The sequence below is a fragment of the Streptococcus bouchesdurhonensis genome, from assembly GCF_948472335.1.
Window position 1 is genome coordinate 19,757 of record NZ_CAOKTW010000011.1, and the last position, 14,098, is coordinate 33,854.

The 14,098-nt window shown below is 41.4% G+C and carries 11 protein-coding genes and 2 pseudogenes; all 13 read right to left on the bottom strand.

Features of this window, described 5'->3' with window-relative positions; genetic code table 11:
• Positions 1–45: 45 nt before the first annotated feature.
• The 13 genes and pseudogenes from QMQ21_RS15765 to hpf all read right to left on the bottom strand — a co-directional run bounded on the left by QMQ21_RS15765 (position 46) and on the right by hpf (position 14,056).
• Positions 46–2,478 carry an ATP-dependent Clp protease ATP-binding subunit gene (locus QMQ21_RS15765; protein WP_261814785.1) on the bottom strand — a complete coding sequence of 811 codons (2,433 nt, stop codon included), beginning with the start codon at positions 2,476–2,478 and terminating at the stop codon, positions 46–48.
• 1 nt (position 2,479) lies between these two features.
• Entirely contained in the window at positions 2,480–2,938 is a 459-nt protein-coding gene (locus tag QMQ21_RS15770; protein ID WP_023936792.1) for a CtsR family transcriptional regulator, read from the bottom strand.
• A 116-nt stretch (positions 2,939–3,054) separates the two neighbouring features.
• Complete coding sequence (locus tag QMQ21_RS15775; RefSeq protein ID WP_020902628.1) at positions 3,055–3,783, bottom strand: ABC transporter ATP-binding protein; 729 nt, start codon at positions 3,781–3,783, stop codon at positions 3,055–3,057.
• Positions 3,783–4,790: an ABC transporter substrate-binding protein gene (locus tag QMQ21_RS15780; protein ID WP_031233681.1), complete on the bottom strand. Its 1,008-nt coding sequence runs from the start codon at positions 4,788–4,790 to the stop codon at positions 3,783–3,785. Before QMQ21_RS15780 ends, QMQ21_RS15775 begins: the two co-directional genes overlap by 1 nt.
• Before the next feature lie 37 nt (positions 4,791–4,827).
• Positions 4,828–5,586 carry an ABC transporter permease gene (locus QMQ21_RS15785; protein ID WP_162199268.1) on the bottom strand — a complete coding sequence of 253 codons (759 nt, stop codon included), beginning with the start codon at positions 5,584–5,586 and terminating at the stop codon, positions 4,828–4,830.
• Positions 5,549–5,839, bottom strand: a complete 291-nt coding sequence (locus QMQ21_RS15790) for a thiamine-binding protein (protein WP_000647658.1) — start codon at positions 5,837–5,839, stop codon at positions 5,549–5,551. The genes QMQ21_RS15785 and QMQ21_RS15790 overlap by 38 nt, the downstream gene beginning before the upstream one ends.
• 283 nt (positions 5,840–6,122) lie before the next feature.
• Positions 6,123–7,311 (bottom strand): annotated as a pseudogene (locus QMQ21_RS15795) (group II intron reverse transcriptase/maturase).
• 773 nt (positions 7,312–8,084) lie between these two features.
• A complete protein-coding gene (gene cbpD, locus QMQ21_RS15800) occupies positions 8,085–9,203 on the bottom strand; it encodes a choline binding-anchored murein hydrolase CbpD (RefSeq protein ID WP_261814788.1) in 1,119 nt (372 codons plus the stop codon).
• Positions 9,204–9,291: 88 nt separating this feature from the next.
• Positions 9,292–9,558 carry a Veg family protein gene (locus tag QMQ21_RS15805; RefSeq protein ID WP_001278160.1) on the bottom strand — a complete coding sequence of 89 codons (267 nt, stop codon included), beginning with the start codon at positions 9,556–9,558 and terminating at the stop codon, positions 9,292–9,294.
• 1 nt (position 9,559) lies between these two features.
• The gene (gene dnaB, locus QMQ21_RS15810) at positions 9,560–10,912 is read right to left on the bottom strand and encodes a replicative DNA helicase (protein ID WP_261814789.1); all 1,353 of its coding nucleotides are present in this window, start codon (positions 10,910–10,912) and stop codon (positions 9,560–9,562) included.
• Positions 10,913–10,955: 43 nt separating this feature from the next.
• The gene (rplI, locus tag QMQ21_RS15815; RefSeq protein ID WP_000864214.1) at positions 10,956–11,408 is read right to left on the bottom strand and encodes a 50S ribosomal protein L9; all 453 of its coding nucleotides are present in this window, start codon (positions 11,406–11,408) and stop codon (positions 10,956–10,958) included.
• Positions 11,405–13,372: pseudogene (locus tag QMQ21_RS15820) on the bottom strand (GGDEF domain-containing protein). The gene rplI and the pseudogene QMQ21_RS15820 overlap by 4 nt, the downstream one beginning before the upstream one ends.
• A gap of 135 nt (positions 13,373–13,507) precedes the next feature.
• Positions 13,508–14,056, bottom strand: coding sequence for a ribosome hibernation-promoting factor, HPF/YfiA family (gene hpf, locus QMQ21_RS15825; RefSeq protein WP_000599099.1), 549 nt, complete (start codon positions 14,054–14,056; stop codon positions 13,508–13,510).
• Positions 14,057–14,098 lie beyond the last annotated feature (42 nt).

Genomic DNA, 14,098 nt, shown 5'->3' on the forward strand with positions numbered 1-14,098 from the left:
GAAATTTGGCAAAAGAGAATCAAGATTACTCCTGATTCTCCATTTTTATGCAATATCAAATTTCAATTGGCCTGCTTTGACACCAATCTTAAGTGTGCTGCCTGCCACCAAATCTCCCTTAAGAAGAAGTTCTGCCAACTTGTCTTCCACTTCTGTTTGCAGGGTTCTGCGAAGTGGACGAGCTCCCATCTCTGGGTCATATCCTTGATTTGCCAACAATTTCAGTGCAGAAGCTTGTAATTTCAAGTCAATGCCTTTTTCAGCCAAACTTGCCACTAAAGGTTTGACCATAATCTTCACCACTTCCTGCATATGGTCACTAGACAGGCTATGGAAGACCACCTTTTCATCAATACGGTTGATAAACTCAGGTCTATAAGCCTTTTTCAGCTCTTCAAACATGCGTTTTTCCATATTTTCCTGGTCAAAACGAATATCCTTAGCTCCAAAACCGACGGTCTTGTCATCCCGAAGGGCTGTCGCACCAAGGTTTGACGTCATGATGATAATGGTATTTGAAAAGTCAACCTTGCGGCCCTTGCTATCGGTCAAGACACCATCATCCAAGACCTGCAAGAGCACATTAAAGATATCTGGGTGGGCCTTCTCTACCTCGTCAAAAAGGAGAACGGAATATGGTTTGTTGCGAACCTTCTCGGTCAACTCCCCACCTTCTTCATAACCCACATAGCCCGGAGGAGCTCCGTTGAGACGACTGGCTGCAAATTTCTCCATATACTCACTCATATCAAAGCGGATAAGGGCTGATTCGTCATCAAAAAGAACTTCTGCTAGAGCCTTGGCTAATTCAGTTTTTCCGACACCCGTAGGCCCTAGGAACATAAAGGAGCCAATCGGACGCTTGTGACTGCGAATCCCTGACTGATTGCGGCGAATCGCACGACTAATACTTGAAACAGCTTGATCTTGACCGATGACACGTTTGTGCAGTTCAGCTTCCAGATTCAGGTATTTCTTGGCATCAGTCTGAGTCAGTTTTTGGACTGGGATACCTGACAAACGACTCAAGGTGGTCAAAATATCAGCCTCTGTCACCAAGTCTTTATAGACAGGCACTTGCTCTTCTTTTGCGATTAGCTGGGCTGCCTGTTTCCACTTGCCATCCATCAAGGCCTTGTCAGCTGGACTCAAGCCTGAATCGTCTGCTTTTACATGCTTAGCCTTATTTTGCACTGTTGCTGCTGCTTCATCTAAGAGGTCGATAGCAGAGTCTGGCAAATGGCGACTAGTCAAGTAACGATGGGCCATCTTAACGGCTGTTTCGACCGCTTCATCTGTGATTTGCACACGGTGATGTTTCTCATAAGTCGCCTTCAAGCCTTGCAAAATGGCCATGCTGTCTGCCACACTTGGCTCTTCAATCGTCACTTTAGCGAATCGACGAGAAAGGGCCGCATCTTTTTCGATGTGTTTTTGGTATTCTTCCTGAGTGGTGGCACCAACCGTTCTCAAAGTTCCACGCGCCAAGGCTGGCTTCAAAATATTGGCCGCATCCAGAGTCGAGTCAATCCCGCTACCAGAACCCATGATAGTGTGGAGTTCATCGATAAAGAGGATGACTTGGCCATCTTCTTCAATATCCTTGATGATATTGTTCATGCGTTCTTCAAAGTCACCACGGAAGCGTGTCCCTGCCACGACATTCATCAAATCCAGCTCTAACACGCGCATCTTAGCCATTTCCGCAGGCACATCTCCACTAGCAATACGCTGGGCAAGACCAAGCGCCAGAGCTGTTTTTCCGACACCAGCATCCCCAACCAAGACAGGGTTGTTCTTAGTCTTACGGCTCAAGATTTGAATCATACGTGAGATTTCCTTATCCCGACCGATGACTGGTTCTAACTTGCCAGAACGCGCTTGCTCTGTCAAATCATGCGTATAGTCCTCGAGACCACCACTCGGAGTCTGGGGCATACCCATCATATTGGCCATAGAATTTTGTTTGTCAGCCACAGTACGATGGCGTTGACGTAAAGCCTTGAGGTCTTCACGAGTCCAGCCTGCTCGTTCTTCTAAATTTCGACGAAGAGCAGCAATCTTAACCTGATCTTTCTTGTCTTCATAAGAAAAACCAGCCCTCTCCAAGATACGAGTCGCCAAGGCATTGCCATCATGCAAAATCGCATAGAGGACGTGCTCCGTCCCTAGCACCTTAGCATGGACCACTGACGCTACATACTCTGCTTCGTCAAAAAGAACCTGCAAACGATGGGAGAACGGCAACTCCGTAAAAGTTTCATCCTGGCTATAGTCCGTTTCAGTCAGTTCCAAAGCGACTTCTTCTAAACGGTCCATCTCATATGGATAATCATTTAAAGTCGCCCCTGCCACACTATAACTGTGATTGGACATGGCAATCAACAAGTGCCAAGACTCTAGGTAACCAGCTCCAAAATGACCAGCAACCATGTAGGCACTTTCGATACATTCATTCAATGCTTTTGAATAGTTCATCTTACTTCCCTTTTCTATCTACCTCTTGTATGACCTGGCGTAGCATGTTTGCACGAAGGACTGGAGCTTCTTCTCCTAGAACGCGATCCAAAGCTACTGATACTAGCAAATTCATCTCTTGCTTGGTCATCAATTCCTGCTCAACCAAAAGCTGGAGAATATCCTCATAAGTTTCTTGACTAACTCGCTCGCCAATCGAATAAAGAAGCTCTCGGAGCATTTCATGATGACTAGAAAACTCAATCCGTCCTATACGAATATAACCTCCGCCACCACGCTTACTTTCAACCAAGTAGCCTCTACTTTCCGTAAAGCGTGTCTTGATCACGTAGTTAATCTGACTAGGAACAACCTGGAAGGTATCTGCCAACTGACTTCGTTGCAACTCCACGATACCAGATTGATCTAAAATCGCCTTGATGTAGGCCTCAATATGATCCGATGTATTTTTAAATCTCATTACAAACCCACCTCTCTTTGAACCTTGACTATCTTTGACTATTATACCGAAATTTTCTCATTTTTAAAAGAAAAAGGGCGCTGGTAAAGGATAATCTTCACCAACTCCCTATTTTTCTACTTATCTAAGCCTAATTCTACCAAAATTTGACGTTTATAGGCAATCTTTTGGACTTCTTTGTCCTCATCTTCAGACCAATCTAGTTTAATTTCTGAAACAATCTGCCCAGGTCGATTTTTCAAGATATAGATGCGGTCGCTGAGACTGAGGGCCTCCTCGATACTATGCGTAATGATCAAGGTTGTTAGCTGCAACTGCTTGTGAATCTCAAGGTACCAAGCGTGGAGTTCCATCTTAGTCATCTCATCCAAGGCGCTGAAGGCCTCGTCTAAGAGAAAGAGCTTGTGCCCAAAAAGATAGGTCCGTAGTAAGGCTACACGCTGGCGCATCCCTCCGCTGAGTTCATGGGGATACTTGTCCCGTACAGCTGTCAACTGGAAGGTCGCAAGAATTTCATCTGCGCGAGCAATAGCTTCTGCCTTATCCACCTTTTGAATCAAGAGGGGCAGAATGATATTACCAAGCACCGTCTTGTGCTCCAAGAGCAGATCCTTTTGTAACATATAACTCACGCGCCCCTTGGGATTTTCTTCACCATCAAGGACAATTCTCCCTGACTGAACTTCTAAAATCCCCGCAATTAAGTTGAAAAGCGTAGTCTTACCAACACCACTTGGGCCTAGGATGGAAACCACTTCACCTGAAGTGACTTTCAGATTGATATCCTCTAAAATCCTCTCCTGACCATAGGCATAACTGACGTGTTCTAGTCTTATTTCTGTCATTATTTCACAAATTCGTTGGTGAAGCCTTTGTCTGTCAAGTCTTCTTTAAGGATACCATTTTCTTTATCCCATTTGTAGAAAGCATTCCAGCGAGCTGCGTCAAATTGACCCCATTTTTCCTTGTCGCTTGCGTATTCTTTTGACAAGTATTTTTGAGATTCAATGACAAAGTCACGTTTTTCCTGAAGTTCAGGTGCATTTTTGATGAGGATATCAGCTGCTTCTTCTGGATGCTCCATAGCATATTGGTAACCTTTTTTGATGGCTTGGATGACTTTACGAGCTTCTTCTTTGTTATCTTTCAGATAGTCGTTGTTTGCGATGATAACTGGTGAATAGTAGTCAAACTCCTTGACATAGTCTTTCAAATACATGAAGTTAGCATCTACACCTTGAGATTTAGCAAGTATACCATCCCAACCGTAGTAAATCCAAGCAGTGTCAAAGACACCATTGGCAATAGGTGTGATAGAGTTTGAGTCGTTATTTGGTACTTTTTCTACCTTCTCAAAGTCCCCACCTTGTGATTCTACCAATGTTTTCAACATAGCAAGTTCAGTTGGGTCATTCCAAGTCCCGTATTTCTTACCAACTAAGTCTTTTGGACTGCTTACATTGTCAGATTTACGTGAGATGATTCCTGATGTATTGTGTTCAACAATAGCTGCAACGGCAGTGATTCCTGCTCCTTTTTCCAATTTTTTAGCCATGTAGTCTTGGAAATACACTGCAAATGGTGCCTTACCATTGATAACCAAGTCAGATGAGCTTTCTTCTGGTGGCAATTTCAAATCAACATCCACTCCAGCTTCTTTGAAATAACCTTTTTCCTTGGCAACATATAGCCCTGTGTGGTTAGTATTTGGTGTCCAGTCTAGGATAAAGTCGATCTTCTTGAGTTCTGCCTCTTTGTTATCCTTAGAAGCAGTTCCTTGACCACAAGCTACAAGCACGACAGCTACAAGAGCTGTTAAAACAGTTAAAAACACTTTCCATGTTTTCTTCATTTTGATTTCCTCTTTTCTTTTTTGAAACATTCTTATTCTACGAACGTTTCCATTTAATAACATATTTTTCACTGACATCAACCAGCTTCATACCGAGAAGACTGATAATCGATACCAGAATAATAATAGCAAACATGGTATCATACTGAAACAGTTTCTTGGACTGAATCATGTAGACACCTAGTCCTTCAAAGCCTCCCAACCACTCAGATACCACTGTTGTGATAAAGGCGTAGGAGACACTGACCCTCAGACCTGCATAAAAGTAAGGCAGGCTGACTGGAATTTTAAAATGCCACAGGATTTGCCAAGGCTTGGCCCGCATCAGACTAAACAAGGTCAGCATATCCTTGTCACAATGCCTAAAGCCGTCCAAAATACTGACGATGATAGGAAAAGTGGTCGTCAAGATAATCAAGACAATCTTGGGCAGAATCCCATAACCTAGCCACAAGACCAGAATAGGGGCTATGGCAATGGTCGGGATAGTCTGAACAACCACCATCATAGGGTAAATCAGGTCATTGAGCCAAGTCAAACTATCCATGAGCACAGCCATGAGACAGGCAATCAAGACTCCCAAAATCAGCCCCAGTAAAGCCACTCTCAAAGTCGCCCAGCTATGGTGCCAGAGAAATTCTCTATCACGCACAAAAGACTGGAGGATTTCAAGAGGTGTCGGCAGGATAAACTTGGGGAGAAGTTTAAGAAAACCTGCTAACTGCCAGATTGACAAGACTCCCAGAAAACCCAATAGACTAATGTGTCGTCTCAGCATACTTTTCAAGCTTCTCATCAATACTTAAAATCTCTCCTACATTTATTTTGACATTGGCAAAGACATTATCTGCCTCCTGCCCTGCCACTTCCAGCGCTTCTTTTAGAATGCGCATAAGCTCATCAAACTCCCCTTCCAAGACCGTTTCAAATGGTGTCACCACCATGGTCACTTCTTGAGCTTGCAGATAAGCAATGACCTGATCAATAACAGCTATCCGATCAATCCCCTGTGCTAGGGGTAAAACTTGCAAGGCGATGCTTGCTTTCATAAAAACCTCCTCTTCTCGTTTTCCTTTGACAAAAAGAAAAACCTTTACCATATATGGAAAAGGTGCAAAATCAGACTAAGTATCGTTCCCTCCGCTGGCATTACCCAGATCAGGTGCGGTCGAAGTTTAACACTTCCTCTCAGACTGTACACAGACTCCCATATATTATATGTATATATGATAGCGCAAAATAAGAAAAATGTCAAGGAAATTGCTTAATCGAGTAGGGGATAATCTTTAGCCCCTCTCACACCACCGTACGTGCCGTTCGGCATACGGCGGTTCAACTAACTTTTAACGCATGTCGTTCAAGGTAATAATCCAAACACGAAACCAGTCCACGTTTTTCAAGGACTGGTTTTGATATAGCACGTTTAGTACCGACTTCTGAGCTACTAATTGATAATGGTCACCCCAGCCAGATACCTTATCTGCTATCCATTTAGGAACTCCTAACTTAAGCAATCCCCATAGTCGTCTCGATTTCTTCTTCCATTGCTTCCAGATAATCACTCGTAGGCGAGTACGCAAGCGCTCATCTATGCTGGTGACAATACTTTCCATATTTCCCAATGAGAAATAGTTTATCCATCCTCGAATGGACAAATTCAGTTGTTCAATACGTCTTGTTAGGTCTATACTCCATTTCCTCTGTGTTAGTTTCTTCAATTTAAACTTAAATCTCCGAACACTATCTTGATGGGGACGACTTTTCCAACCATCTGATGATTTCCAGAACCCAAAACCTAAGTATTTCAGCTCTCTTGGTCTGGTAATCTTAGTCTTGGTCATATTTACTTTCAAACCTAGCCGTTTCTCAATAAAACGACTGACTGAATACATCACACGCTTAGCGGCTGCCTCGCTTCCGACCGTCATCACACAATCATCTGCGTAGCGCACAAATCGAAGTCCCCTCTTTTCTAATTCCTTGTCCAATTCATTAAGCATGATATTGGATAAGAGAGGAGATACATTTCCTCCCTGTGGTGTGCCAACTAGCGTTTTATGACGTTGACCGTTAATGATAACACCTGAATGAAGATACTGACGAATCAAGGATTCCCTATCTCCGTCTTCGATTATGTTATGTACTAAGGACATCAATCTATCTTGAGGAACCCTATCGAAAAATTTCTCTAGGTCTATATCCACTATCCACTCATAGCCGTCATTTAAGTACTCTAAGAGCTTGAACAATGGCTTGTTGGATTATCCTATCCATCACTGTCGGAATCCCAAGCTGAAGGACACCTCCATTGGGTTGGGGGATTTCAACTCGCAGGACTGATTGAGGTTTGTATTTCCTCTGTTTTCAGCTCCTTAGTCAAGCGCCAGTTTTGTCTGAGATAGTCATCCATCTCTTCGATAGTCATTCCATCAATCCCAGCTGAGCCCTTATTGGATTTTACTTGATTGTAAGCTTCCAGCATATTTTCGCGTGATACTATCTTATCTAGCAATTTTGACATGTGCCTATTCCTTTCTTGTTTTGGTGCCTGAGGGATATCTTATATTGGTGAACCTTCATCTAGTCAATACGTGACAGAGTCCAGTTCTATCAGACCGTTCGTTTTACAGACACAAGTAAAGTAGGATTACTTCGATCTGTCGTTTTCTCTTTCTAGCGACAGACCTCAAACAGTCTCTCCCCAGACTGTTTGAGTATTCACCCCTTCGCTCCACTTCCATTACAGAAGTTTCCTCACTACTATGGGTTCGGCTGACTTCTCATGATTCCTTGTTACTACGCTTTCAGAGCTCATGAGACCTCACGGGATAAGTCCTACATCTTTCCTCGTTTATACAAGATATGAGGACGTTAAAAGGTTAGAGTTAAAATAGGAAATCTGACGCAGAGTCTTTAGACTCTAGAAAGATTTATCTTTTTCACACAAACCTTAGTCCGAATTCAATTACTCTCGTGATTTACGCATATAGGTTACGACCACCTTTTTGGACTTTAAGGTTTCGCGCCCCCTATCCGCTATATACGCCTTACTATCACCTTCCTGTTCGTAGAGCCACGATTTCACTATCCCTTCCTCTGACGATTCTTATTTCCAGCGTCAGACTTAAAACGGTCTATCCCCAGACCGTTTTAATCCGCTACCTCACGATAGTCAGGCTTGGGAATCGCTATTGGGTTCATAAGTAGCAGGTGCCCACCGAGGACTTACACCTCAGATGCACGACATGCCCGTCGTACCAGAAAAGAGCAGGAAAAATTTCCTACTCCAATTTTCTACACTCGTTCTCCATCACTGTTTACTCTGTAGCCATCCACCGTCGTATTAACAGCTAGGGCACCTGAAGAGTAAGAATAATACCACTTACCAGAAACTTGATACCAGCCTGTTTTCATTGCCCCTGAACTATCCAGATAATACCACGAGCCATTTTCCTTTAACCAGCCTGTCTGCATTTCACAAGATGATTTCAAATAATACCAGCTAGAACCATCTTTCAGCCATCCCGTTGATTTAGACCCATTTGATTTGAAATGATACCAACTACCATTTATTTTCTTCCAACCAACAGTCAATCCAGTATTTGAGCTATAATTAGAACTATTTACTGATTGGTTCTGATAATTCTGTGAAGAAGCCACTCCTTCTAGCTGGATATAACGACGACTTCCGTTATAAGCCGTATAACTCAACCACTTGTAGCCATCTTTTTCGAGAATTTGATCATAATGAACCTTCTCCCCAGGATAATAGTAATCAATCACAGTTGCGCTAGCTAGAGGTTGATTTTTGATAGCTGACTTAGTCTTAAAATAATGTGTGCCCCCTGTTGAAGCTAAGGATTGACTAGTCCCAACACTGCCACCAGCCAAATCTTTAAAATGAATAAATCCTGTCATCGTATTTGCTTTTATACTTCGTTTATTATAGGCTTCTGTATAACCATAGTTATATTCCTCGATCTCAATCTGATCTCCCATTACATTTGACACCCAGGCAACATGCCCATAAGTTCCTGCAGTAGACCAAGCAATGGAGCCAATCGTCGGTGTATTATCTACACGATAGCCTTCACGACGAGCACGATGCCCCCATTCATTCGCATTTCCATAAGCCCTTGGAATCTCAAAACCATTGACATTACTCAAACGAAAGGCTGCGAAAGAAGTACACTGACGAGAATACATGCGCCACTGATCAATCTCCTGGCTCCCATTTTTATAATAAGCAGGATAATCATCTCCACGCGCAATCGATCCATTCCCTCCAGAGTAGGCATAGACACTATCACCCGCTGCTAGCATCAATCCTACTACTAAAAAAGAAACAAGCTTTTTAACTGACATCTTCAAGTAATAACTTGTCCCTCTTGCTATAAACGGTAAAATTTTCATTCTTCCTCCTTGAAAAATAATATAAATCGAAGATTGCCTTCACTTAAACTATTCGGAGAAAAAAGAAAAAGTGAGAAAATTTCTCACTTTAGTCCAGATAATGAATCAAATTCTTTTCTGTAAGGATATCTGAGTAGGTAAAGGATTCAACGTAAACATTAGCTTGTTTATCTCCTTCAACGTTCCCAAATTCCACAATAAATAGGGATGGATAAACTTCAATTAACTTACCCAATCTATTTTTTTGGCGCTTGCGCCCATTTTCCAAAGTCATTTCAATTACATGACCCTCATGCGCCTTGATTTCCTCTTTGATTTTTTTCATCTTGGCTACATCTGTAAATGCATCTGACATCTTATGCCTCCCTCTTTGAGATACTTGAAAATTTATTGTATTCTTTTTGGAAAATCAATTCCACAGTTCCACGAGCTCCACTACGGTTTTTCTCGATAATAACTTCCACCTTATTATTTGGTATGCCTTCCTCTTCTTCACCACCACGCTCATAGTAATCGTCGCGATAAAGAAAGGCTACGATATCAGCGTCCTGCTCGATAGACCCAGATTCACGAATATCAGACAAGACTGGTCTTTTATCCTGACGTTGTTCTACACCACGAGACAACTGACTCAGAGCGATTACTGGAACCTTCAGTTCCTTGGCTAGGATTTTCAACTGACGTGAAATTTCTGAAACTTCTTGTTGGCGGTTTTCTCGCCCAGTTCCCGTGATAAGCTGCAAGTAATCTATCAAAATCAAACCTAGATTGCCCGTTTCTTGAGCCAGTTTACGAGAACGAGAACGAATCTCTGTAATTCGAATCCCTGGCGTATCATCGATATAGATACTTGCGTTTGCTAGGTTCCCTTGAGCAATGGTATATTTTTGCCACTCCTCATCGGTCAATTGACCTGTACGGATAGAATGCGACTCAACCAACCCTTCTGCCGCTAACATACGATCGACTAGACTTTCCGCACCCATTTCCAGCGAAAAGATAGCAACCGTTTTGTCCAACTTAGTCCCAATATTCTGAGCGATATTCAAGGCAAAAGCTGTCTTACCAACCGTAGGACGAGCTGCTAGAATAATCAACTCCTCCTCGTGTAGACCAGTCGTCATATGATCCAAATCACGATAACCTGTCGCAATACCTGTAATATCGGTCGTTTGTTGCGAGCGAGCTTCCAGATTTCCAAAGTTGACATTCAACACATCTCGAATGTTCTTAAACCCGCTTCGATTAGCATTTTCACTGACATCAATCAGGCCTTTTTCTGCCTGAGCAATGATTTCATCAGCTGGTTGCGACGCTTCGTAAGCTTGGTTGACAGACTCTGTCAACTTAGCGATTAATCGCCGTAACATAGCCTTTTCTGCAACGATTTTAGCATAATACTCCGCATTAGCAGAAGTTGGCACAGAATTGACAATCTCAACTAGGTAAGACAGGCCACCAATATTCTGTAAATCCCCTTGATTATCAAGAATGGTGCGAACCGTTGTTGCATCTATGGCATCACCACGATCGGATAAATCGACCATGGCTTGGAAAATCAAACGATGGGCATACTTAAAAAAGTCCCGAGACTCAATGTATTCTCGCACAAAAACAAGTTTACTCTCATCAATAAAGATAGCCCCCAAAACAGATTGCTCAGCTAAGATATCTTGAGGTTGTACTCGTAACTCTTCTACTTCTGCCATCAGACTTCCCTTCCTTTTACAATCTTGTCAAGAAGGTGTAAACTTATCCTTCTTTCACACGAAGATTGATTACACTTGTGATATCTTGATAGATTTTCACTGGCACATCAATCAAACCAACCGCTCGAATCGGAGCTTGTACTTGAATATGACGTTTATCAATCTTAATTCCAAATTGCTTTTGCAATTCTTCTGCAATCTTCTTATTGGTAATAGAACCAAAGGTACGACCATCTGGACCAACTTTTTCAACAAATTCTACAACCGTTTCTTCTGCTTCAAGCTGGGCTTTAATTGCTTTTGCTTCTGCAATCATCTCAGCGTGAGCTTTCTCTTCAGATTTTTGTTTACCACGAAGTTCACCTACAGCTTGAGCAGTCGCTTCTTTTGCTAGGTTCTTTTTGATAAGAAAGTTTTGCGCATACCCTGTTGGTACTTCCTTAATTTCGCCTTTTTTACCTTTTCCTTTAACATCTGCTAAAAAGATTACTTTCATTCTTCTTTCTCCTTTTCCTTTATTTCATTTAATACAATTTCTGTCAGTTTTTCACCTGCTTCTGACAAGGTTAAATCTTTAATTTGAGCTGCTGCCAAATTAAAGTGACCTCCACCGCCTAACTCTTCCATAATCCGTTGCACATTCAGTTTACTACGACTCCGAGCTGAGATGGATATAAAGCCTTGTGTATTTTTCGCAAGAACAAAACTCGCTTCAATACCTGACATAGCTAATAGGGCATCTGCTGCCTTACTAATAACAACTGTATCATAGCATTTCGTGTCCTTAGCCTCTGCTATTAGTACATCTGAACCTAATTTACGCCCCTGTAAAATCAGTTCATTGACCTCACGATATTCTTCAAAATCTGTCGCAGCGATTTCTTGGATAGCAATACTATCACTTCCGCGCGTTCTGAGATAGCTAGCAACATCAAATGTCCGACTAGTCACTCGTGAGGTGAAATTTTTAGTATCCAACATCATACCAGCCATCAAGACACTTGCTTGCATACGACTCAAACGATTTTTCTTAGAATTTTGGAACTGAATCAATTCCGTTACCAACTCACTGGCACTACTTGCACCACTTTCGATATAAGTGATAACTGCATTATCTGGAAAATCCTGATCCCTTCTGTGGTGGTCAATAACAATGGTTTGGGTAAATAAATCATAAAATTCTTTTGATAATGTTAAGGCTGTCTTTGAATGGTCTACAAGAATCAACAAAGAACGATTGGTCACCATCCCCATTGCATCCTTAACAGACAACAACTTCGTAACTCCTTTTCTAAGAATGAAACAGCTCGTTCAATATCTGGAGACATTTGTTCTTCGTCATAAAGAGCATAGCTATTTTCAATCACATTGCTGGCGAACAACTGCATACCTACAGCAGAGCCCAAAGCATCCATATCTAAATTTCTATGCCCAACTACAAACACTTGATCCACACTACGAATCTTATCAGATATGGCTGTCATCATTGATCGAGTACGGGTACGAGTGCGCTTGATGGACGCAGCCGACCCACCGCCAAAGTAGACTGGATTTTTCGTTTCATCATTCTCCTTGACAACCACCTGGTCGCCACCACGTACTTCAGCCAAGTTCAAGTTGAGCAAAGCAACTTTCCCTATTTCATCATGATTTCCATCGCCATAAGAAAATCCCATACTTAAGGTCAAGGGCAACTGCCTCTGTTTCGACTCTTCTCTGAAAGCATCAATAACAGAAAATTTATCATTCATCAAGCCCTCAAGCACCGTATAGTCAGTAAATAGATAAAATCGATCCATACTTACCCGACGAGAAAACATCATGTATTTTTCTGAAAACTCTGATATAAAATTAGCTACAAAACTATTGATTTGACTAATATCTGACTCAGAAGTTGCATCCTCCAAATCATCATAATTATCCACAGACACAACTCCAATCACTGGTCGACTCGTTACTAATTCATCTGTTATGGCTTGCTCCCTGGATACATCTACAAAATACAAAAACCCAAGAAGAATCCATATGAACAGCATAACGCTTCTCACCCAGCTTAGCATAAGTAGACGGATTTCCTACTGAATCCTTGATAATCGTTTGAACAGCTTCTAAATCAAAATCGCCATCTTCCTTGGTCAAAATCAATTCAGCATAGGGATTAAACCACTCAACCTCTCCAGAAGATAAATTCAATTTCATAACACCTACAGGCATCTGTTCCAATAGAGATGTCAAACTTTCTTCCGCTTGGTGGTTTACATACTGTATCTGTTCTACATCACTCCTTGTATAATGCACTCTCAGTTTCTTAAATAAAAAAACATAGCCTCCTACAAAAAGAAACAAAATGAAAACCGTCAACAGATTATTATTAACAAAAATAATGAAAGTGGATAAGACTCCAAACGCAATCAATCCTACTAGAATAGGAAAAATTGGACTTACATAAAATTTTTTCATTCAAAACCTCTTGGCACCCATTATACCATAATACCCCTCAAAAAGCGACTTTTTAAAAGTGTAATCAGTAATTCTATCAATTATAAGAAAAAGGTAGTTTACAATTCAGTAAACCTACCTTTACACATATTGAAATTAAGATTCTTTAACCTCTAACAAACCAATTTCGCCATCCTCACGACGATAAATCACATTGGTTGTCTGATCTTCAACATCCACATAGATAAAGAAATCATGCCCCAATAAATCCATTTGTAGAATTGCTTCTTCCAAATCCATTGGTTTTAAATCAATTTGTTTTGAACGAACAACTTTAGACTGGACAACATTTGAATCTTCCACCAAAGCATCTGTAAATAATTGACCAGTTGCTACCTTATTTTTATTTTTACGCTCGATTTTTGTTTTATTTTTACGAATCTGACGTTCAATTTTATCAGTTACAAGGTCAATTGAACCATACATATCTTGAGATACATCTTCTGCACGAAGAGTAATAGAGCCAAGCGGAATCGTTACTTCCACTTTAGCAGTTTTTTCACGATACACCTTCAAGTTAACTCGAGCATCCAACTCTTGTTCAGCTTGAAAATACTTTTCGATCTTTTCGAGTTTAGAAACTACATAATCACGAATTGCTTCTGTTACTTCTAGGTTTTCACCACGTATACTATATTTAATCATATGAGTACCTTCTTTCTAAACATTTTTGTTTTTATGATTTTA